A 23879-nucleotide genomic window follows, 5' to 3' on the forward strand; every position below is an offset into this window, starting at 1 on the left:
GAGCTCACATCCCTTTCTTATCTTGTAACGTATGTAAGATTTCGTAGCAATTTGCACGAACGGAAATGAAGTCGTCTACGCCAGCTTCACGGTATACAGGCTCAAGGTCCTTAGGAGGCGCCCCTGCCAAAATAACTGTTACATTCGGCATAGTTTCTTTCAACTCTTTAGCGAGTGGTGGTACTAGTTCTGGATATGTATCATCTGTGGAACAGATAACCACAACATCGGCACCACTTTCACGGGCAGCCTTCGCCGCATCAGCCGTTGTTTCATGGCCATCATTTTTAATCACTTCAAAAGCACCTACTTCGAAGAAGCCTGTGGAGAAGTCCGCACGAGGTTTATGTTGAGGGATTGGGCCCATATTAGCCAAGAACACCTTAACATTATCTTTCGTACGTTGTTTATACGATTCTGTGCGCATACGGAGGGCTTCGAATTGTTCAGTCCAGCGATGTGCAATAATTGGTTCGATTGTTTCAGAAGAAATATCGCCTGCATCTAAAGCCTTACGGATTTGGCGGATTGTCAATTTTTGTAATGCCCCAAGCTCAATAAGACCAATCAACGCACCTGGTTCTGTTGTACTTGCTTCTAGAGTAGCCTGTGCTTTCACAACCGCATCAGCCTCTGCACCTGCCAAGTACTCATCAATTTGAGCAGCTCGTTTTTGACACAATGTTTCTTGATTTTCTGGTTTAGGATCAAGTAACTCTTCTGTCATATTCGCATACATATTGTTACCAACTGCTACGTCCTTACGGAATGCAAGGTTTTTAAAGCGTTCATCGAGGATGGCTTTCACTTGAGTTTGAGGATAGCCTTCTTTCAATGCGGCAATGATGCCACCTTTAGACTCGATTGTTTGGAACTCAGACCAGATTTTTTCGCATAGTTCAGCAGCTAATGTTTCCACGTACCAAGAACCGCCTACAGGGTCCACAGGTTGGCGCAACTCAAATTCAGTTTGCAACATAACTTGGATATTGCGGGCAATACGGCGAGAGAAATCATCCGCTTTGCGAATTGGTTGGTCAAACGGAGATACTTCAAGGCTGTTCAAACCGCCTACAACACCAGAGAATGCTTGTGTCGTATTGCGCAACAAGTTTACATATGGGTCGTATACAGTTTTTGTGAAAGCCGATGTTCTGCCGTGTACATGAACGGCACGGTCCGCTTCTTCAGCACCGAAAGCTTCCATAATGCGAGCCCAAAGTACGCGCAAGGCACGCAATTTAGCAATTTCCATAAAGAAATTAGCCCCTAAGGAGAATGTGAACATCATGCTCTTCGCGATGGTGTGAATATCGATGTTCCGTTGTGCTAATTGACGCACGTAGCAAACAGCTGTTGCCAATGCATAGGCAACCTCTTGCACATCGTTAGCGCCGCCATTAGCGTATACATCGCCAGATACGAGTACTGTTTTAAGCTCTGGAGCTTGTTCTTTAGCCCACACAACAGTATGTGCCATTTCATCAAAGGCTGTATCTAAGGAAATGTGCAAAGCACCATCTTTCACCCAAACACCGATAGGGTCTGCACCAACGAGACCTTTCAAATCAGATGTTTGTTTTTTAGCGCCTTTCACCGTAGCCGCTAACATGCCAAGCAAGATGGCTGCAGAAGCACCTGTTTCAATGTACAAAGGATTTTCCTTCAAATTGAAGCGGTCAATCAATTGTTTGCAGTCATCCATAGTGGATACAGATGTACCACCAACGCCAACGGATGCGCCTACTTGCACATCTTGATCATGGCGTGTTGCTTCATCTAGGCGGATGTTGTGAATGGTGCCACCTTTTACAATCTCGTATAAACTTGCATGATTGGCATCCTTAGGCAAAGAGTCATCTACATATTGGGATACACCCCAAGAGTCTTTAATATAACCACTTGCCTTAGTACCACGTAGGAACTCGCCTGCCCCAGGGTATACGCCCTTTGGAATTGCTTCTGCATGCAGTGCAGGTGTATAAATTGGCTGCAACGTAATACCTTCATAGGTTTTAGTAAACATCTTCTTGTGGAAGTCGCCACCTTTTAACGCCTTTTCAACTTCAGCCTGCCATTGTTCATACGTAGGTTTCTCAAATTCGTCAAAGGATACAGGTGCTAATAGATCGCGTTCTGCGTCCTTCGAAGTCTTTTTGTCAGACATATATGTGCCTCCTTTTCAACTCGAAACCATACCGAGAAACAGCGCACCGTACCTGCGAATTGTTATACATATACATCACACGAGCTTTCCTATATTTAGATCACATCAACCTCAAATATGTGTCCATCAATTCATTAACTATGAAGCCTGATATATATGTTTAACAGCCACTTTCAAGGGCAACAAAAAACGTGCCACCCAAAAGTGACACGTAAGGTTTCTTATTGAAAGGTACGCCAAAAAACACTGAAACCAGCATACCCCAATCCCCTTCCTATCGCTCGTAGGTACATAACGGTGATTATCAAATAGGCAGTTCTCCTGGCTCGGGCTCATCACCTCGCTTTCGCCTTCCCAGATTTCTCCAGTGACATTTTTGAAAGCAGGCTCGTCCTTACAGTGGCGGGACCGCATCGGCTTGTACCGATTTCTCTATTAAGTCTTGTGACACCTATTCTCTATATTCGTTGTTCTAAGTCCAATATAGTGTAAGATTATGCACAAAGTCAATGAACATAACAGTTAATCATAAGTATCAAATTTTAGGTTATAACTAATGCATATTTAAAATGATAAAAACTCATCACAATCAAATATACGTATTCATCGCTAACAAATATACGTATTCATTGTCTGCAAATCGAGTTATAAATCGAGTACAAATCATCATAAAATCTAAGCCTACGCACAAATGCAAGCACAATGCGTGATATAATGAATACAATCACAAGGAGGCATTATGGAGCACACAAGTAAAAAAGGTCTAATGACAGCCCTTAGTTGCTATATCATCTGGGGCTTACTCCCTCTCTATTGGGCATTATTAAACCATGTTTCACCGTATAATATACTGGCGCAGCGCATTATCTGGTCAGGCATTTGCATGGCCATCGTCGTATTTGGCCTACATTTTAAACAGTTCAAAAAAGACTTTCAATTACTAAAAGAACAGCGCTCACAACTATTACTACTGTTGGTAGCATCAGTCATCATCAGCGTAAATTGGTTTACCTACATTTGGGCCATCGCCAACAACCAAGTTATGGACACGAGCCTTGGCTATTACATCAACCCACTCTTTAATGTAGTGTTAGGTGTCATCCTATTTAAAGAGGTTCTATCTGTACCGAAAAAGCTAAGCGTCCTCATCGCTACCATCGGTATCGCCTTGCTCACCTATCAAGTGGGATCCTTGCCGTTAGTGTCGATGATTCTCGCCGTTTCCTTTGGTCTCTATGGGGTCGTTAAAAAAAAGCTGCTCATCTCTCCCTTTACGAGCATCGCCTTTGAGGCTTGGCTATTAACACCACTAGCCTTACTCTATACGACCATGGTCGATAATACAGTGTGGTCCTATTTCGGCACAGATTGGTATACGTCCATGCTACTCATAGCCTGCGGTCTAACAACATCGGTTCCATTAGTGCTATTCTCCTATGGGGCCCAACTATTGCCGCTCAACCTACTAGGCTTCCTTCAATATGTATCTCCAACTATTGCTTTATTGCTAGCTATCTTCTACTTTGGTGAAAGCTTTGGCACACCACAAATGATCGCCTTTGGTTGTATCTGGATAGCCTTAGTGTTGTTCTCATTATCAAATCAAATTACAACCATTAGAAAAATGTAGTTAAGTACAAGAGAGCATATGCCATCTGCATGCAATCTCACAAGAGATTTTAGCAACTATATCTAACCTATAAACACATAAAAGCTGTATCAAATGATATCCTCATTCGATACAGCTTTCTTTTTATATCTTATATATGCCTATTAATTTATCACACTATTCTTCTAGCTTGCTTATTGATCCAATTCATTCATATTGGTCGTATTCATATTGGAAATGTAACGATTATAGGCCTCAACCATATGTTTATAATCGTTATCTTGTTTGGATCCCATATAGGTACGAATAGCACCAATCGTTGAGTTTACAGAGGTCTTAACAGGGTCATACTTAGGACTAGAAATACCATTTGCTAAATCACCAATGGCTTGTAGCTCTTGATTGATCGCATTTACATCTGGTTCTTTTTCACTATCTAGCTTTTCTAGGACTGCAGTAAGTCGCAAAGAAACCTCTTGTGCAGCGGCTGCATTTTTCTTACCTGCATCGCGCAATTGTTGCAACCGTTGTTGCAATCGGTCCGTGTTAATCTTATGCATTAAATTATCAAAGTCAGCATAAATAGGAATAAATTGTTCGTATAACTGAACATATTTAGGACCTAATTGTTGCTCCTTAGCATAGTTATCTGTAGTATACCCTTTAGATTTATAATATGCATCGAGTTCTTCCGCAACCGGTGTTATTTCGTTCAATTTTGAAAGTAGCTTATCTAATGGCTCTTTCATTTCATCATACGGAACACCTGCTTGCTTAGCCTCTTCTAATTCTTTTTGTAATTGTTTAAAGTTCGGTGCATTAAATACAGTTAAATGCTGCCCCGCTTTTAACTCATTAAGAGTTGGCCTATTCGCATAATCAAACATTACTGCCATGCGATTAAAGCGGCTTATGGCTTTCACATATTGATTAAATAACTGCACCTGATCCTGCTCGGACCGCTGCGCAATTTCCTTGCGACTCTGTTCAGAGCCCTGCCATAATTCTGACATACTACAACCGCTCAACAATAAGGGGGATGTCAACGTCGCCGCACACAACACAGCCATTGCAATCCGTTTACCCAATGGTTTCATGATGAATTCTCTCCTTTCATCAATATACAACCCGATTTATATACCTTAATTATATACTAATATAATTTATACAAATAGAATTAATGCACGCAACGCATACATCTAGTTTCTCAAGTGATAGAGTCAGGGGTGACCAATGGTCACCCCTGTTTTCTGTTATATACAGTTAGACTATAAATAAGAATATATAACTCCTAACAATTGTTTTATACGTATACACGTGTTACCATAAAAGAAAACGTACGGGACTAAAATAAGGAGGACCTATGAAATTTATATACCCTGCTATAATCCATGATGATGCTGATGGTTTCTGGGCTGAGTTTCCAGACTTAGAATATACCAGCAGTACTGGCTCAACGTTAACAGAGCTCGTAACTAATGCGCAAGAGGCTATGGAATTGTATATTTTAGGAGCTTTAGAAGATGGGGAAAGTTTACCTACACCTACATCTATTCGCAACTTACCTTGTACGGATACAACGTATCCTACATTAGTGCAAACAGATATTGATTTAGCTAAAAATAGTAAATCCGTAAAGAAAACCTTAACAATTCCTGCTTGGCTAAATGATCGAGCGCTAGCTAAAGGAATTAATTTTTCTCAGCTTTTACAAGAAGCATTAGTAGAAAAGACAATGTAAATTTATTGCGCGCTACTGGGATTCACCATTGAGCAAAGCCTTTACACCATCAATTACTTAGCAAAATTAGGACTACTGTCCACGCAATAACTGCTAAGGTGAGTAAAATGATACAAAGCATCCACAGAATTATTACAAAATAGAGCAATAATTTTAGTACATATAATATATCAAACCATATACTATGACGATCTTCTAATCGCGCCATATATTCGGAGAGATGGCGCACCCAAAATGGAGCTTTCGCATTAGGATTCAGCTTCTTCCAGTACAGCATGATATACGGCGTTACAAAACAACCTACAAACACTAAATATGTAAGGAATAGAGGTGTTTCTATATTATGTTGGGACATAAACCCTGCCCAGTCTACGACCATTAGACCACCAAGGTATAGAAAAACAAACCAATATATAAATCCTATCACCTTTATAACAAGGCGAATCATCTGTTTTACATCCATATCTATAAGCCTACTAATGTTTTAAATCGCGTATTATTGTGAAAGCGTTCAAAATGGTCTTGTTCAGCGGCTACGGTTTTCACAGATGGATCAATGTTAATTGCTTTTTCAAGCCATTCAAGGGCCTTAGTATCATCCCCTTGGTCTGCATAAATGGTAGCAATACCATATACAGACCAAGTGTTGCTAGGGTCCTTTTCTAATACCTTTTCAAACCATTGTTTAGACTCATTTAATTGGCCTTGTAACTTATACACCATGGCCATGTTGTAATAGTTCGCTACATTATTAGGATCTAAATCATATGATTTTTTAGTATCTGTTAAGCCCTTAGCTGTATCACCATTTAACGCCGTAGCGAAGCCACGGATGGAGTACGCCTCTGCATTATTAGGATTATCCTTAATAGAAGCTGTTGCTTCCTCGATGGCTTTCGCATAATCACCAGAGGATAGAGCTTGCTTAGCGGCTATAACATGAGCATCTTGCTCTGTTTTAGCTTGTTCGTTAGCTGTTGTTGTAGGTTTAGTATCTTGTTGGGTCTTAGTATCTGTGCCACACCCTAATAAGCTAAGCAAACAAATACATAATAGAATATATTTCATACAATACCTCTATATTAGCCATTTAATACAATTACATAATCGACTATTTACTATCATTACATTATATAGCACTATCATATAATTCATTAAATACTAGCACATAGTTTTTTAATTACCATTACAATTATACCAAAACTATATACGAAAAAGGACGAGCTGCAACTCGTCCTTTTTCGTTATATGGTAGGTAATGTTATAAATCTTATTTTTTTGCTTTAGAGCAACGGTCTAATAGGAATGCAACGCCTACGAATGGGATGCCACCGTTTTCACCAAGACCAATTTCACATGTGGAACTGGAGCTTACGCCTAGTGTTGCACCGTATTCAGCAATTTCACCAGCAAGGTCTTTTGTGGCAGATTTGTTAAGTTCTGGTGTAAAGAAACCTTTTTGACCAGCAAAGCCGTCACATGCGAAGGATTTGATATTGAATACATGGTCTGTGCAGAGGCGAGCCAAGTCTTCAATGTATTGAGATTTATTCAAAGATTTAATCTTACATTGTTTATGTACGATAACGCGTTCATCGCATTTTTCAATGTCGAGATGAGGTACTACGTATTTGCACAAGAATTCAGAAATATCGTTGATTTCTAAGTCTGGCATGTGTTTGAAAGCATGGTTGAAGCATGCGCTATGGTCAATCACGATTGGATATTTACCATTTTGAGATGCTTTCATCAATGCATCGTGCAAGTCTTTTACAGCACGTTCATGAACGTCATCGTAGTTTTCAAAGCTCAAGCCACAGCAGAGGTTTTCGATATGTTGAGGATAGATAATATCGATATGAGCCTTGTTGCAGAGACTTTCTACAACTTGTTGCAAGCTGCGATCATCGTCATAACCTTGGTTTGGTTTGAATGCGCGGTTTGCACATGTACTGAAGTATACAACCTTTTCAAAGTTAGTTGGTTTGATGCGGTTTTTCAATTTGTAGCGATTAGCTTTAGGAGTTGTTTTAGGAACATATGGTGTAACACCTGTTACGCCATGCAAACCTTCAGTAATCTTAGAAATTGCTTTTTGTGTAATGATGGAACCTGCAATGCCTTCAAGACTTACGCCAGCACGACACATTTGAAGTGTTGTGGAGAAGTTATCGTAGATTTTCTTAGCCAATTCAGGTGCAGGTGGGTCGATGCGGCGCATGGACAATGCGATTTGAGCAGTATCGATGCTGAGTGGGCAAAGGCCTTTACACATGGAGCATGCAGCACAAGTGTCTACGCCGAAGTATTCATAGCCTTTTCTAAGTTCAGATGCCAATGTGAAATTGCCTTCGTTTTCAAGGCGTTTAGTTTCGCGCAACAATGCAATACGTTGACGTGGAGTCAATGTTAAATTACGGCTTGGACAATGTTTTTCACAGAAACCGCATTCCATACAGATTGTGAAAGCATCGTCGATAACGCATTGAGCTTTAAGGTTTTTCTTGTACACATCTGGATCATCAGTGATCATAACATCTGGGTTCAAGATGCGTTCAGGGTCAAAGATAGCTTTGATGCGACGGTTAATTTCGTACGCTTTTTTGCCCCATTCCATTTCAACAAATGGTGCTACCATGCGGCCTGTACCATGTTCGGCTTTCAAAGAACCACCGAAACCAGATACGCGTTCGGACATTTCTTTTACCAAATCGCCGAAGTTTTTAGTATCTTTAGGGTCGCTGAAGTCAGGTGTAATGTTAAAGTGAACGTTACCAGACAAAGCATGACCGAAGATTACACCACCATCAACGAAATCGTATTTGTGGAATAATTCAGTAAGCATTTCAATGCCTTTAGTGAAGTCTTCGATTTGGAAGCAAACGTCTTCGGTAATAACAGTCGTACCTTTTCTACGTTGACCACCAACGATAGGCAAGATACCTTTACGGATTGCCCACCAGGAATCGTATTCTTTAGGATCTTGAGAATAAAGACTTGGGATAGCTGTTGGGATATCTTTCAATTGTTCTTTAATGAAAGCTAAGTTTTCATCTACAGTATCTTTGGAATAGCTTTCAGTTTGGAACAAGATAGCACTTGTACCTTCTGGCACTTCACGAACGAAGTCAGGTACATTTTCAAGAGTTTGAACTGCTTTCAAGGATTGATAGTCCATCATTTCTGCAGCAACAACCTTTTCACGGCCCATATTAGCCAAGGCTACAACCGCAAGAGATGCATCGTTCAATGTGCTGAAGAACATGAGACCGCAACCTTTATGAGGTACGTCTTCAACAGTGTTGTACACGATTTCAGATACGAAGCCCAATGTACCTTCAGAACCGATAAACAAGTGATTGATGATGTCGATGATGTCTTCGAAGTCAACAAGAGAGTTCAAGCCATAGCCTGTAGTATTTTTGATTTTATATTTGTGATGAATCAAATGAGTCAATTCTTCATCAGCCAAGATTTCTTTGCGCAATTGCAAGATATCTTCAACCATTTGAGGTTTCTCACGAAGGAATTGTTCAATAGATTTTTTGTCGGATGTATCGAGAACAGTACCATCTAGTAATACAACGCGGATGGAACGGATTGTTTTATAGGAGTTTTGAGCCGTACCACAGCACATACCAGAGGAGTTATTGTTCAAAATACCGCCTACTAATGCTGTTGCAAGTGTAGCAGGATCTGGACCGATTTTGCGGTTATAGGGTTTCAATAAATCATTCGCATCAGAACCGATAACACCACATTCGCATTTTAAAGCCTTGCCATCGTCGATAACTTCCATTTTTTTGAAGCCATCATTACATACGATAAGCACGTCTTCACTGGAACATTGACCAGATAAAGAAGAACCAGCTGCACGGAATGTAAATGGTGTACCACATTGTTGGCACAAACGAATAAGGCGTCTTACTTCACGTTCATCCTCAGCCTTTACAACAACCTTTGGTAAATAGCTATAACAGGATGCGTCAACACCATATGCATAACGACGTAAATGATCAGTATAGACACGATCTTTGCAAATCTCTTTTGCCTCCTTGGCAAAACGTTCATAATCTTTTATAAGCGTACTCACTTGTATATCCTCCTATCCTCTCTTAAGGAATTTGTCTTATATTTAGTATACGCCGTTCTCATTCTCACTACTATAATTATGCATAAATTATATGTCTCCTAATAATTCTCGATATGCATGGCTTTTTTATTTCTTTACTTGAAAGTGCATCTCAGTGGCATTATCATGTACTCATTTTTTCACATATTAAAATAAAACTATTTTGATTACTTAGTAATTAAAGAACTCTATAATAAATGAACGCCAAATTGCCCATAAAACTTGATTTATCCTGTATATAATTCTATAGGAAATAGTTTACATAAATTATACATAAAACTGTATATTTTCATTTATTTCAATTTTATCATTCTCATTTATATTTAAGTATGACTTTTAATCATAACTTTTAGATTCCCCTACTAATAATCGTTCACTTTCACATAAAAAGCCCTCTAGCGATATAACTCTTTCGAGCAACCACTAGAGGGCTTATAGTAAACATATCAAATCTATCGGCTCATACTAGCTAGAACATAAGCAGTATAGTATTCAAATTTCTATTGATGATCAGAGAAGCCATATTATCCCAAAATACCAGACTTAAGAATAAGACGTACAGCTAGTGCAAAGACTGCAACGCTCATAAGGGCAAGGATAGATTTTGCTTTCAACCGTTTAGCAATTCGCGCCCCTACTTGGGCCCCAAAGATAGCGCCAATACTAGTAGGAATAGCAATACTAAATACGATATGATTTTCCAATAAATGAGTTATAACGCCTATCATTGTAGATACAGCAAGGATGGATTGGCTTGTAGCTGTAGCCATATGGGTAGGAAACCCCATGAGATAAATTAAGGCCGGCACATGAATAAGGCCACCACCAATACCAAAGATACTGGAGATAAACCCTACAAAAAAGCTAATGCTAATGCCAATAGGCTTGCTATACGTTAGCTGATCAAGAGTAAGGCTTTCTTCCTTCCGCTCCCCTTTTTTGAAGTTCTTAAATCCAATCAAACCAGAAGCGCATAGCATAAAGCACCCAAAGGCAAACATAAAGCCTTGTCCAGAAAACCAACCAGACATTTGGGCCCCTAAGATAGCACCTGGTAAGGTAGATAAACTAAAGACTATGGCCGCACTGATATGTACCTTCTTCTGCTTAATATACGCAATAGATCCAGAAACGGCGTTACACATAACGGAAAAGAGCGATGTCCCTACAATCATAGATGGGGACCACTCCGGGAACCAGTACATGAAGAGAGGAACGAACACTAGGCCCCCTCCGGCACCGATGATGGTGCCTAGCATAGCCGCTAAAAAGCCGACTATGGTAAAGAATATATAAAATACTATAATGTTATCCAGCATAATAAGGCCTCCCTTTACTTAGATTGGAGATATCTCTTTGCTATAACTAATTCGATTGGAAAAAGTCTTTCGCTGCTTTTAATCGTCCTCGTTCACAAGAGACTTGTAGCTCGTCACCTGGTTCAAGTTTCACATCCCCAAGAGGTACAATGTAGGTACCATTTCGGCGAATACTTACGATTAATGTGCCATCTGGCAATGCCAAGTCTTGTAACTGCACCTCTGTATAGTTTGCCACTACAGGCACCTTCGTTTGGAAGAAGGTTTGCACTGCTTCTAAATGGCTTTGACCGGTCATGGCTTGCAATAAGGAATCGTAAATTGGCGGCTCTTTTAAAAGCTCTGCTACAAGGTATGCCACAAGTGTAACAATACCGATGGCGTAAATATTTGAGAAGCTATTCGTCATTTCAAGAACGAGCAGAATCGCCAAGATTGGTGTCCGCATAGCAGCTGCTAGCATACCACCCATGGCACAAATAACGAATTGCGGTACAAAATCAGGTGAGATAATACCGATTGATGAAAGCACGCTTTCACAAAAAGCACCTGCAGAGGCACCTATAACGAGCATTGGCAAGAATATGCCGCCTTGTGCACCACTGCCATAGCAGAAGGTGGTAAGTAAAATCTTACCTAGTACGATACCACCCAAGAGCAATACGCCATGCGATTGAAAGGCTAGCTGTCCTACCAGATCATTGCCACCACCTAAAAGAAGTTGCGAGTCATAGCCGATGACGGCTACAGTCACAAAAGTGAGGGCTAATTTCAAGAACCGAGAGCATTTAAGCCACTCAAAGAATTTCTTAAACGCAAAGATCATGCGACAGAAGAGCACCCCACAGAGCCCCATGATAACGCCCACCATAAGCAGTACAGGGAAGTACTCAAGAGGAACCCCTGATGTTACCGAAAATCCAAGAGCTGGGTCGAGGCCAAATATACTAACCGTAATATAGTTAGAAATCAATGTAGCCACAAAGGTTGGCACAACGAGGTAAGGATAAAAACTTTTATGGATCTCTTCAAAGACGAACATCGCTCCCGATACAGGCGCACTAAAGGCAGCCGTTAAGCCCGCCCCTGCGCCAGCAGAAGTCAAGATGCGCTGCTCACGCAGCCCTGAATTCATCCAATAGGATACAATTTTACCGGCAGAGCCGCCGATTTGTACGGCTGGCCCTTCACGGCCTACAGAAAAGCCTGCAAAACCAGTCAATACGCCACCAATCATCTTAGAAGCCAACGTCCGATACGGTTTCATATCAAAGAGGCCCAGCATTTCCCCTTCAATTTGAGGAATACCAGAGCCCCCTGACAATGGAGCCCATGCAAGCAATCTGTCGACGATAAAGGCAAAGATAACCATCACTATAAGCCAGCCTATGGCCCATTCCATGGTAATGCCGTCCATCAAATGCCAACGAATATGCTCTGACTCAAGGATTAAATAACGGTACGTAGCACCACAAAAGCCTGCAATCACGCCCACAAGAGCGCCCTTTGCAATGAGCTCCGTTAACAACATACGATTCATGGACATATCTGCTAAGGTAGAACTGCGCTTATTAAATTTCCATAACCTCATACTATTCCTCCTTAGCATTAGCCAAATTTAAACACTCGTGCATAAACTATGTATTCATATCCTTAGTATACTTATGTAAACCATCATTTTCAAGAAACGATTACATACAACGTCAGTTATCTAATTAGAAGACAACGCTACAAACGCAAAGCTAGCCACCTCTACAATGAGATGGCTAGTTTTGTTAAGCAAGTGTATAAATGTATTTTCTTTACATATTCGGAGGCATCTGAAATATGTAAAGACACTAAAGATGTAAAGTTCTTAGGGCCAGAGCTCAGCATCATTTAGGCTATTAGATTATTTAGACAAGTCCTAAAATTCCTTAGAATATGGATTCATAGATACCAATAATTTCTTCCAAAGACACATCTCGTGGATTACCAGGTGTACATGCATCGTTGAAAGCAGATTCAGCGAGGAATGGAATGTCTTCTCGTTTTACGCCTGCTTCGCTAAGGGATTTAGGAATGTCAACATCATCAGCTAATTTTTGGATTACATCAATAGCTGCTTGACGATATGTTTCTTGATCCATTCTATCTACATCAGGAACGCCCATAACGCGAGCGATTTCACGATATTTTTCGCCTGTTGCAGGGGCATTGAATTTCAATACTGCTGTTAAAAGCATGGCACATGCCTTGCCATGAGGGATGTCGTACACAGCACTCAATGGATGCGCCATGGAGTGAACGATGCCAAGACCTACGTTGGAGAAGCCCATACCTGCAATATATTGACCAAGGGACATAGCTTCACGGCCTCCGAAATCACCAGCTACGGCGCTACGCAAGGAACGACCGATGATTTCGATAGCTTTCAAATGAAGCATATCAGTAAGTTCCCACGCACCTTTTGTAATGTAACCTTCTACGGCATGCACGAGGGCATCCATACCGGTAGACGCACAAAGGCCAGTTGGCATAGATGCGGACATATCAGGGTCCACGATGGCTACGATTGGAATATCATGAGGGTCAACACATACAAATTTACGGTTCTTTTCAACATCTGTAATAACGTAGTTAATAGTAACCTCTGCAGCCGTACCAGATGTGGTAGACACAGCAATAATCGGCAAGCATGGATGTTTCGTAGGTGCCACCCCTTCAAGGCTACGCACATCGCTGAACTCAGGGTTCGTCACAATCGTAGCAATAGCCTTACTTGTATCGATAGCACTGCCCCCACCTACAGCAACGATAGCTTCAGCACCTGCCGCCTTACAAGCAGCCACACCAGATGTTACGTTTTCAATGGTTGGATTCGGCTTTATATTGTCATATACATCGTAAGCAATACCTGCTGCATCAAGTAGATCTGTAACCTTTGTAGCTACCTTAAACTCAAATAAATCAGGTGTAGACGTAACAAGAACCTTTTTAAAATGGCGATTCTTAATTTCGTTCACAATCTCCTGAATCGCCCCTTGTCCAAAATAGGACGTACCGTTCAACATAATTCTCCGAGCCATATACATTCACTCCTAACGAATAAAAAATAAACCGATAGAGAATAACTATACTAAGTAATTCTCTATCGGTTTATTAAAATCCTTGAAACTGTGTTATGTATACACTATATAATCATTGCAATAATTCTAAGGTTTGTTTCCATTGAAGGGTTAACTCCATTTTAGCTAGAACCTGATTAAACTGCATAACAGGTAATATTTCACTTAAAAGTATTAATTCATTAATTACCTCATCAATAATACGTTTATACGATATTCTAGGCAATAGTAATCTTAAAGATATTAACACCCCATATACTGAAGATTCACTCCCTTTTGGAGTTTGTACAAAATAATATGTTAATTTTTTAATAGTTTTCTTTGGACCTATAATTCTATGGTTATAAAGTCTGTCTCCATGCGCACATACATTTCTATAACCCACAAGAACATCTAGTATCTCACTAAAAACAGGTATCAAAGTAGATGTTGGATCAGTAATAGATACCTTATACTCACCAGTATATTCCTTGTGTATATCTTTTAATATTCTCTCTTGTATATTAGGTGTAATTAATTTATAAAAATTAGTAATTTCACCGAATGTAAGTTTTGTTACCAATACCCATAATGGTAAATCTTGATGTGTTGTTAAATAATGAGAAAACATCGTATGTCTCGCATTACGTTGTGTAGCATTAGATAATTTAGAGACTAATTCTGTCGCTTTTGGTAAATTTGTTTTAGAAAAATTATTGACATTCAAATGACTAAATTCAGATGTATATATCTCTGAAAAACGATAAGATACTTTAGTACAAATATTTTGTTCAGCTTGTAATAGAGCTTTTAATAAAATAATTCGTAAATTACGATCAAAACAATATAATCCATATATTTGAAAGAATGTTGTCCCAGTTACATAATAGTCATCACCACTATTTAATGTTGCATTATTATCTAAAAAAATATCTTTATATCCATTGATTACTGCATAATAATTATCTCTTGCTAAAATTCTTTTTACTCTGCTACCTTCGCTCCCCTTTCCAATTGTAATATTTCGTTTTCTCATCAAGCGTAATAGGGAATCTAAAGACTTAAACGGCTTAGACATAAGTCCCTCCTACAAATCATAACCACCCGTAGAACGGGTGGTTTGCTCTGACCCTATAAGGGTCTTTCTCTAGTGGTGGCCCTCTAAAGAGGGCATTGAATGATCTGACAACCACTCTATTACCACTGGCTGCCCCCTACTCGGGGGCTTTTATTTTGCCTATTTTACTGGCTCACCCGTAAACGGGTCGGTATATTCTTTAAAGTTTAATGTATCTTGCGCTATATCCTCTTGTAGTTGATTGCGAATATACTCTTTTATCGCTCCTTCATATCGTCCTACCGTATCCACATAATATCCTCTACACCAGAAATGTCTATTTCCATACTTATATTTTAAATTTGCGTGTTTATCGAATATCATGAGGCTACTTTTACTTTTTAAATATCCCATAAAACTCGATACGCTTAAATGTGGTGGTATCGTTACTAACATATGAATATGATCCGGACAGCATTCCGCTTCAATAATCTCTACATTTTTTCTCTTACATAAATCTCGTAAGATTTTACCTACATCAGCTTTTATCCGACCATAAATTATTTGTCTTCTATACTTTGGAGCAAAAACAATATGATATTTACATCTCCATTTACTATGTGATAAGCTTTTTACGTCATTCATTGACATTGAACCTCCTATGTTGAAATGTTGTGGTTGCCAGACCAACTTCATTCTATCACTAGGAGGTTCTTTCCTTTTCTCTAAGAATTTTTTATCGACCCCCAGTTTAACTGGGGGTTTAGTCATGCCTATTCGGCGTACAACAAAAAAGCTCGCCGACCCTTGAGTCGACGAGCGTTGTACGTTGCCCGTAAGCTTCGCACAGTTTCTCTGTGTAATAACTATAACAAAGTTCTCCCTCGAGTGTCAACTCAGATGCGATTTCAATGAATAGTACTTCCACTTTCTATATTCGTTATATGGTTAATTAATTCCTGCAACAAAAACAAATAGTCTAAGAAATTTTAGTTATCTTCATAAGCAAAATCCGTTTCACAGATTCATCGAGTCGTTCTTTAGAGATTCGGCCGTCTTTTACGGCTTTCATAAGGCCATTGTACGCTTCTTGCATGTGTTCGTACTCATGGCACACGAGCAAGATATCGCTACCAGCCAAGATAGATTGAACCGCCATATCGCCGAAGGTGTAGTGTTTTGCAAGAGCGCCCATGTCCATATCGTCTGTTACGACAACGCCGTTATAGCCCATATCCTTGCGAAGCCAGTCAGTAATAATCGCTTTAGACAGACTAGATGGATGTTCTGCATCGATTTGAGGATACATGGCGTGGGACACCATAATTGCATATGTATTCGGTTTAGACTGCTTAATGAGGTCTACGAATACCTTCGTATCTTCATTCAACAAAGTCTCTTTAGACACTGGCACAACACTGGTATCCGCATGTAAGTCTACATCTGTTTTGCCAATGCCAGGGAAATGCTTATAGGAATACCATAAACCAGCTTCATCATAGGCCTTACCTACAGCGCTGGCATAACGTACAACATCATCAGGATTTGTGCTAAAGGAACGGCCATAGGTTAAGCCCAAGTCCGCTACGGGAGCAAAGTTAATGTTGAATCCCAAGTCCTTTAGTTCTGTACCAGACTGTTTTGCCAAGGATACCGCTTGTTCAATAGGTTCTTTACCTAATTCTTCTGCAGGAGGAACCTTGATGAGCTGATCCTCCATGCGCGCCACCGCGCCCCCCTCTTGGTCGATGCCGATGAACAATGGAGTTAAACCGGCGCTTTTACCAGTTTTATTAATATCTGTAATGAGCGATTTCACTTGATCCTTTGACTCCATATTGCGGTCAAACAAGATGATGCCGCCCACGCGGTACTCATTGAGCATAAACTTCGCATCATCGTTCAAGGTCTTGCCGTGGATACCAATCATCAACAATTGGCCTACCTTGTCCGCGTCAGACATATTAGCTACTAATTTGTCCACCTTTTCCTCTGGTGAAAGCTCGCTCTGTGCCACAGATTCATAGGTTACAGGCTCCGCCTTAGAAGTAAATGGGTTATGTAAACCGCAGCCCGTTGTAAGCGCCAATGCGCCAATCATCGTAGCCGCTACGATACGTCGAAACATATATACCTCCAAAATCTCTAAAAAGTATTATGTATAGTATATCAAATAATAAAGACAACCCCAACAAGGCCAATACATGTAGTGCATCGTGAGCGTAAAAAAGACTATTACTCAAAACCTACGAATACATACCGTATTAGTTCCAAGTAATAGTCTTTATATAAGTTAAGGTCAAACTTACGCTTAAATTTTGCTTGTACTTAACTTTTGCTTATCCTTAAATTTTACCTTGCTCTTTCATTTCTGCTAAGAGCTTTACGATGCGAGGGCCACAGCCTTTACCGCCGCAAGCGCCTGTGCCAGCACGAGTTGCTTCTTTTACCTCAGGAAATGTATGAGCACCATTCAAAATGGCTTCTTTAATCGTTTTACGTGTAATGCTACGGCATGTACACACCTTTGTAAGCTTGTCCAGAATCGCTTCTGGCACTTGATTTTCTTCAAAATCCATATGTATTCCTCTTCTATTCACTTGAATATCTATATACTATATCAATTTAATGTATCAATTTAATGTATCGATTTAGTGTATTGATTTACATATCGATATAGTAGATCAATTTACTCTATCCATAGTATCTAATAATACACTATAACATTAATATATCGAAAATTTACGATTTCTATACACAGTATATCATATATTAAGAACTATATCGATAGTTTTTAATATAAATATAACCATAATTTTGTTCATACTTATAACACAAAAAAGCCTCTACCATAGATTTATCACCTATACGGTAGAGGCTTTCACCAAATATATTTATAAAATCGTCCCAATGATTGCAAAGTAAATTTTGAAAATTGTTTGTTGCAATGGACGGATTACCATAGAAATAATCGGTGTATTAATAAGGATGATAAAGAAGATCAAGTTAATCATCCCTAGTTGGTAATATTTAATTTGCCATTCTGTCGGTAGCCACGGCAAAATGATATTAAAACCAGGTAATGGGGGGAATGGAATTAAGCAGAAAATGGAAAGGCCGATGCTATACAAAATAATGTATTGCATAACCATTGGTAAACCCGGAGACTGCATAAGATTCAAATTACCCAAAAGTACGTATATGAAAGTAAATACGAACCCTGTAATCAGGCCTGCTATAGGACCTGCAAAAGCAAGTAGGCTCATATCACGGCGTGGGTCTTTAAAGTAAGATGGATTAATAGCCATCCCTTTAGGCCAGCCAAATCCAACTAGAATGATACAGATAGTACCTATTAAATCAAGGTGTGCCAAAGGAGATAATGTGAGGCGCCCCGCCATCCGAGGTGTTGGATCGCCAAACCAGGTAGCTACTTTGGCCTCTGCATATCCAAAGACAGAAAAAACGATGATAATAGCAGGAATACTAGCTAATATCTGTATCGGATTTAAATCAAACATAAAACTCCTTTATATGTTACCTAACATGTTTATGAACTATATATCATATATAGATTACATAACACGTTGATGTATTACATAAATTCTTATTGTTTAGCTTCCCATGCGGTGTAGCCGTCTTGAATGCAGCGAAGGGCATTCAATGTACGAGGGTAGCCGATATACGGCACGCATTGGGAGGCGATGTTAATCAAATATTGTTTGCTGTTGCCTACGTTCAAGTTGCCTTCTACGTGAGCCTTCAGCTGAGGTTCACAGCCACCTTGAGCCGCTAAGAAACAGAAGGTAATCATTTCACGATGAGCCACACTTAAACCTTTACGAGTGTAGTAGTCGCCAAACATATTAGCAAGCCACTTATTGATGTGGCGTGTCTCTTCAGGACCTTCTTGGTAAGAATTACGGATAGACTCACCAAAGATTTCAACTTGCTTTTCAACGCCCTTTTCAAGGCGAGATTCACTAGTGATTGTACTGCGAGACGGATCCACAACAGTTTCCCCACGATAGTCAAAAATCTTATTTGTTACCTTAAAGAATGGGCGTACACGACCGATGCCAAGATAAGGTACCGCTTGATAAAGGAGCTCTATTACTTCATCGGGAATCAAGCCAAAGTTAAGTGCTGCCGGTAACATCAACGCATATTCATCGACAGCAGATACACCTACAAGCGTGGCAAGGATAGCCAAGAAACGATCCTTGGCAGGCACATTGCGACCCTCTTCGGTAATAACTTCATCAAAGGCGAAATTATCAAACAATACTTCAAACTCAGGGTCGATATAACCTGCAGGGGCTGCAATATCAGGGAACATTCGCTCCGTGTAGGCTTGAGCAAATTCAGATTTAGACATAGGAAACCTCCATAAACAACACTGGTGAAAGCTCAAAGGAGCTTTCACCAGCAATAGTTATGTAATTATTACGGCTTGCGCCATCAAATTATAAAGCTGGGAGAGAGAAATCAGTGCCGTATACTTCTTTCCAAGCAGCCAAGAACATGTTGTATTCATTAGAACCAGGAGTGATTTGGTACGCTTGACCATCTGGAGAGAAACGATATACAGTATGCAAGCTTGGGTGAACAATGTATTTGAACAATGTAGCTTCACCATATTGGTTGTTATGCATGTTCACTACATTAATACCGAATACGTAGTTACGGCTACTATCAATACCACTGAATTGGGATGCTTTATCAAAGAAGTATGTTTCAGAACCATTTGCACTATTTGGAACCTCTGGATAGTTAGCTAAACCATTCCAGTTTGCTGCATTAGCAACACCACCAACTAATAATGTACCGGCTAATACAAATGCGCCTAATAAATTTTTATTCATAATGCTCTCCTTTTGCCTTAACGGCATCTCACGACAGGTCATATTCTCACATGACCTCCGTACAATACGTTATATGTATAGTATATCACATTTTATGAAAATATTAGATATATTAAATTACAGAATGTATGCATATGAGATCTTACTAGAGTACGCTACATTAGCGCTTAAGCTTCTCTGCTGTTCTAGCATTAGCGTTATCGATTGCTTCTAACAATTTGTTAAGCAACATACGCATTTGACGGGTTTCTTCAACGTCAAAAATCGGGCCTGCAGCTTCAGACAAGCGACGTGGTATATGAACTGCTTCATCACGCAATGCTTTACCTGTATCAGTAAGGGTTACCATAACGACGCGTTCATCTTGACGACTACGTTTACGCTTTAAGAATGCTTTTGCTTCTAGTTTCTTTAAAAGTGGTGTTAATGTACCGGAATCAAGGCGCAATACTTGGCCTAATTCTTTTACGGACAAATCACCATATTGCCACAATGCCATCATTACGATGTATTGTGTATATGTCAAATTCAACGGATCTAAGTGACTGCGATATGCATTAACAATTTCCTTCGCCACTACATAAAGTGGGAAGCTCAATTGGTTGTCTAATTTCATGTACTCTGCATCAGGTACGTCTTCTTTATGTTTGTAACCTTCGAGTACGCCAATTTCTGCCATATTCTACCTCCATATGCACACAATAATCTACAAATTAATTGTACACAATTCTACAGCAAGCAGTCAACGTAAAAACCTACTTTGTTCAGATATTTTTAAATTTGTCAATTAATTAATATATTTTTTCTTTTTTATTAAGAAAATGAGTGCATCTATAGAATTTATGGGCAGAAATCACACCATAAAACTGTGAACCTATTAATAAAATTTTTTTATATTAGAATTCAATACCACATGCGGACATCGCTTCTTCAAGACGTTTAGCATGATCCAATTCTTCTGGAATAGAATGCTCAATTAATTCAGCAATTTTATGAGCGTCCTTTTCATTTTACTTAATATGATTTCTTTCTAGATTTATGTCATATAGTATAATAAAAGAAATTCTATATAAAGCGAATTAATAATAGGAGGACTATATGAACACCTTAGAATGTATCAAAACACGTCATAGTACGCGTAAATTTAAAGCTGATCAATTATCTCGAGAACTTATCGATCAAGTCCTCGATGCTGGCCGCCGTGCCCCATCTGGTGGTAATACACAATTGACACATTTTATGGTCATTACAAACCAGGATGTGCTCAAAGAGCTAGTGACACTCGTTCAAGAGGAATACGGCAAAATGCCGATTACAGAAAATACATTACCTTACATGGTGAATATCATTAAAATGTCCGCAGAAGGTAAATTTGTATTTAACTATGGTGCACCGGCGCTCATCGTACTAGCAAGCCAAGCAAGCTATGCAAACAACTTTGCCGATGTGTCTTGTGCTATGCAAAATATGATGCTTGCTTGCAATGAACTCGATCTTGGCAGCTGCTGGGTAAACCAAATCCGTCACCTTCAAGACAACGAACGCATCCAAGCTAAAATGCATGAACTAGGCCTTAAAGAAGGTGAAAAAGTATATGCTAGCCTTGCTATTGGCTATCCAGACTTACCAAACGGTCTTAACCGCCGCGAAATCGAAGCAAAAGGCTATCCTGTAACATATATTGATTAATAGACACTAGAAACATCTATTTCATAATATAAGTGAAGTCGCTTATATCATGGTATGATTACATATAACACATAAAATAAAAGCGCTATCTATCCGGATACTCGTATCGAGTTTCTTTCACAATAGATAGCGCTATTTTATTTAGTATATAGTATTACCCTTCAAAGACGCGTTTGCGAGCTGCTTTTACAAGGACAGAATTGTCATCTTCTACGACGTGGTTAGATTTATAAGCCCAGCGCAAGAGTAATGCGGAGTTCGCTACGACAAGGAGGCTGCCACCGTTATGAACGAGGGCGCCCCATACAGGAGGCAATGTACCAATCATAGCCAAGATGATAGCTACAAAGTTCAAAAGTAAGGAGAAGGAAAGATTAATTTTAATGGTAGTCATCATGCGTTTAGATAAGGCCACTAAGTGAGGAATTTCCTTCACATTATCGTTTACAAGAACAATATCTGCTGCTTCTACAGCGATATCACTGCCTACACCGCCCATAGCGATGCCTACATCAGATTTCTTAAGGGCTGGCGCATCATTTACACCATCGCCTACCATGGCAACGATGTTACCTTCTTGTTGCAGTTGAGCCACAGTATCCATTTTGTCTTCTGGTAAGCAGTCAGCGATAACATTAGGAATATTCAATCGGTTACCAATTGTTTTAGCTGTTGTCCCATGATCACCGGTTAATAGGACAGGCATTACACGAAGATCATTCAAAGATTCTACTACGGCACGGCTTTCACGACGAACACGATCGGCCAAAGCCACATAACCGGCTAGTACACCATCAACGGCAACATATACGATAGATGCACCACGGTTCAAATGCTCATGAACAGCATCTTTCACAGCATCAGAAATAGACACGTTAGACAAAATCATCATCGCTTCGTTACCAGCTAACACAGATTTAGATTCTACAGTAGCCTCTAAACCTTTACCAGGCACCATGCGGAAAGAGTCGACGGAATTGAAGCTTTCACCATGACGAGATGTAAAACCATTCACAATTGCCTTGCCCAAAGGATGCTCAGATTTAGTCTCTACAGAGGCCACCAAGCGATACAATTCATCAGCATGCATGGAGCCTACCGTTTCAACAGCAGTCACCTCAGGCGTGCCGTAAGTCAATGTACCCGTTTTATCAAAGGTCATTGTATCAACCTTTGCCAACCGTTCCATAATATTACCACGGCGCACGAGGAAGCCATGTTGGCTAGCATTAGAAATAGCCGCCATAATCGCTGCCGGCGTAGCCAATACTAGAGCACAAGGACAGAATACAACGAGGATGGTTACAGCACGGATGATTTCACCAGTCACCACATAGGTACCAACCGCCGCTAAGAGTGCAATCACAACAATCCATGTAGCCCAACGGTCAGCGCGGCTAACGATTTTTGCATTGCCTGGGTCAGTAGATTTAACGAGCTTAATCATTCGTTGAATAGAACTATCTTCACCCTCTTTGGTAGCCGTCATATCGAAAGCACCAAATTGGTTTACCGTACCAGAGAATACTTCGTCGCCTATCGTTTTATCGACCGGCATGGACTCGCCAGTCATAACGGATTGGTCGATGGCTGTATCACCAGTTACAATCGTGCCGTCCACGGGGATAACCTCGCCTGGCAATACGCGGATCACATCGCCTACTGTTACGATATCTGCAGGCAACACCTCTTCCTTACCGTTGCGAACGATGCGTGCTGTGGTTGGTGTCAATTTAACGAGACGTTCGATACCAGCTTGTGCTTTAGACACTGTGAACTCTTCTAGCATGGCACCTAATTGCATGATGAAAGCAATCTCTGCAGCCGCAAATACTTCACCGATGGCCACAGCCGCGATGAGAGCCAAGGACACAAGAAGGTCAGCCTTTACGTCAAACTCTTCGTACATAGCGACCGCTGCGCCCCACACGATAGGCAAACCACATAAGAAAATGGTGAACCAGGCCCAGTCGAAAGGTAATCCCAAACGAATGCCTAATAAACTAAATACTACACCGATACCACCGACTACCAGTGTAATCTTTTCCCAATTCAAATCAAACCACTCTGCTACTTTACTCCACCGTTCCATACGTACCTCCTGTAAAAGCTTATATAATGATCTGTACACATTTATTGTGGTCTATATACATGCGTCCATGTATATGACCTAGGATAAACAACATATATCTGCTTATTGCTTATTCTCTATAG

At 40.1% G+C, this 23879-nt stretch carries 20 protein-coding genes and 1 riboswitch; of the genes, 3 read left to right on the forward strand and 17 right to left on the reverse strand.

The features are described 5' to 3' along the window. Positions 1–4: 4 nt before the first annotated feature. Positions 5–2167, reverse strand: coding sequence for a methylmalonyl-CoA mutase family protein (locus VEIS1202513_RS09170; protein WP_213467373.1), 2163 nt, complete (start codon positions 2165–2167; stop codon positions 5–7). A 294-nt stretch (positions 2168–2461) separates the two neighbouring features. Continuing rightward, positions 2462–2637, reverse strand: a riboswitch (cobalamin riboswitch). A gap of 269 nt (positions 2638–2906) precedes the next feature. Between VEIS1202513_RS09170 and rarD the strand changes: the two genes are divergently transcribed. Beyond that, positions 2907–3797 carry an EamA family transporter RarD gene (gene rarD / locus VEIS1202513_RS09175; protein WP_105086062.1) on the forward strand — a complete coding sequence of 297 codons (891 nt, stop codon included), beginning with the start codon at positions 2907–2909 and terminating at the stop codon, positions 3795–3797. A 173-nt stretch (positions 3798–3970) separates the two neighbouring features. Here the strand turns inward: rarD and VEIS1202513_RS09180 are convergent, their stop codons facing one another. Beyond that, entirely contained in the window at positions 3971–4873 is a 903-nt protein-coding gene (locus VEIS1202513_RS09180) for a DUF3829 domain-containing protein (protein WP_213467374.1), read from the reverse strand. 266 nt (positions 4874–5139) lie between these two features. Here VEIS1202513_RS09180 and VEIS1202513_RS09185 point away from each other — a divergent pair, with 266 nt between their 5' ends. Then, positions 5140–5517 (forward strand): type II toxin-antitoxin system HicB family antitoxin, encoded by a 378-nt coding sequence (locus VEIS1202513_RS09185; RefSeq protein WP_005384984.1) that lies wholly within the window; start codon positions 5140–5142, stop codon positions 5515–5517. 49 nt (positions 5518–5566) lie between these two features. Here the strand turns inward: VEIS1202513_RS09185 and VEIS1202513_RS09190 are convergent, their stop codons facing one another. The 14 genes from VEIS1202513_RS09190 to VEIS1202513_RS09255 form a co-directional block, all read right to left on the reverse strand. Continuing rightward, complete coding sequence (locus tag VEIS1202513_RS09190) at positions 5567–5980, reverse strand: hypothetical protein (RefSeq protein WP_024064170.1); 414 nt, start codon at positions 5978–5980, stop codon at positions 5567–5569. A gap of 2 nt (positions 5981–5982) precedes the next feature. After that, positions 5983–6585 (reverse strand): tetratricopeptide repeat protein, encoded by a 603-nt coding sequence (locus VEIS1202513_RS09195; RefSeq protein ID WP_213467375.1) that lies wholly within the window; start codon positions 6583–6585, stop codon positions 5983–5985. Between the two features lie 202 nt (positions 6586–6787). Continuing rightward, on the reverse strand, positions 6788–9610 hold the full coding sequence (locus VEIS1202513_RS09200) for an FAD-binding and (Fe-S)-binding domain-containing protein (protein WP_213467376.1): 2823 nt from the start codon (positions 9608–9610) through the stop codon (positions 6788–6790). A gap of 563 nt (positions 9611–10173) precedes the next feature. Then, the gene (locus VEIS1202513_RS09205; RefSeq protein WP_178885862.1) at positions 10174–10968 is read right to left on the reverse strand and encodes a sulfite exporter TauE/SafE family protein; all 795 of its coding nucleotides are present in this window, start codon (positions 10966–10968) and stop codon (positions 10174–10176) included. 46 nt (positions 10969–11014) lie between these two features. Continuing rightward, entirely contained in the window at positions 11015–12559 is a 1545-nt protein-coding gene (locus VEIS1202513_RS09210; RefSeq protein ID WP_213467377.1) for a ClC family H(+)/Cl(-) exchange transporter, read from the reverse strand. Positions 12560–12884: 325 nt separating this feature from the next. Next, positions 12885–14036, reverse strand: a complete 1152-nt coding sequence (gene fucO, locus VEIS1202513_RS09215) for a lactaldehyde reductase (RefSeq protein ID WP_213467378.1) — start codon at positions 14034–14036, stop codon at positions 12885–12887. A gap of 112 nt (positions 14037–14148) precedes the next feature. Then, positions 14149–15132, reverse strand: coding sequence for an Abi family protein (locus tag VEIS1202513_RS09220; RefSeq protein WP_213467379.1), 984 nt, complete (start codon positions 15130–15132; stop codon positions 14149–14151). 159 nt (positions 15133–15291) lie between these two features. After that, positions 15292–15756: an IS200/IS605 family transposase gene (gene tnpA / locus VEIS1202513_RS09225; protein ID WP_038125930.1), complete on the reverse strand. Its 465-nt coding sequence runs from the start codon at positions 15754–15756 to the stop codon at positions 15292–15294. A gap of 334 nt (positions 15757–16090) precedes the next feature. Continuing rightward, positions 16091–17239, reverse strand: a complete 1149-nt coding sequence (locus VEIS1202513_RS09230; RefSeq protein WP_213467380.1) for a glycoside hydrolase family 3 N-terminal domain-containing protein — start codon at positions 17237–17239, stop codon at positions 16091–16093. 217 nt (positions 17240–17456) lie between these two features. Then, the gene (locus VEIS1202513_RS09235; protein ID WP_024047871.1) at positions 17457–17690 is read right to left on the reverse strand and encodes a (2Fe-2S)-binding protein; all 234 of its coding nucleotides are present in this window, start codon (positions 17688–17690) and stop codon (positions 17457–17459) included. 315 nt (positions 17691–18005) lie between these two features. Then, positions 18006–18632, reverse strand: a complete 627-nt coding sequence (locus VEIS1202513_RS09240) for a site-2 protease family protein (protein WP_024047872.1) — start codon at positions 18630–18632, stop codon at positions 18006–18008. Positions 18633–18718: 86 nt separating this feature from the next. After that, positions 18719–19489: a carboxymuconolactone decarboxylase family protein gene (locus VEIS1202513_RS09245; RefSeq protein WP_155087044.1), complete on the reverse strand. Its 771-nt coding sequence runs from the start codon at positions 19487–19489 to the stop codon at positions 18719–18721. Between the two features lie 88 nt (positions 19490–19577). Then, on the reverse strand, positions 19578–19976 hold the full coding sequence (locus VEIS1202513_RS09250) for a hypothetical protein (protein WP_213467381.1): 399 nt from the start codon (positions 19974–19976) through the stop codon (positions 19578–19580). A gap of 160 nt (positions 19977–20136) precedes the next feature. Then, positions 20137–20655, reverse strand: a complete 519-nt coding sequence (locus VEIS1202513_RS09255) for a MarR family winged helix-turn-helix transcriptional regulator (protein ID WP_213467382.1) — start codon at positions 20653–20655, stop codon at positions 20137–20139. 419 nt (positions 20656–21074) lie between these two features. Here VEIS1202513_RS09255 and VEIS1202513_RS09260 point away from each other — a divergent pair, with 419 nt between their 5' ends. Further along, positions 21075–21665, forward strand: coding sequence for a nitroreductase family protein (locus VEIS1202513_RS09260; protein WP_213467383.1), 591 nt, complete (start codon positions 21075–21077; stop codon positions 21663–21665). A 154-nt stretch (positions 21666–21819) separates the two neighbouring features. Here VEIS1202513_RS09260 and VEIS1202513_RS09265 read toward each other — a convergent pair whose 3' ends face one another. After that, positions 21820–23757, reverse strand: coding sequence for a heavy metal translocating P-type ATPase (locus tag VEIS1202513_RS09265; protein ID WP_213467384.1), 1938 nt, complete (start codon positions 23755–23757; stop codon positions 21820–21822). Between the last annotated feature and the right edge of the window lie 122 nt (positions 23758–23879).

The sequence above is a fragment of the Veillonella orientalis genome (assembly GCF_018406505.1).
In the GTDB taxonomy this organism is placed as follows: domain Bacteria; phylum Bacillota; class Negativicutes; order Veillonellales; family Veillonellaceae; genus Veillonella; species Veillonella nakazawae.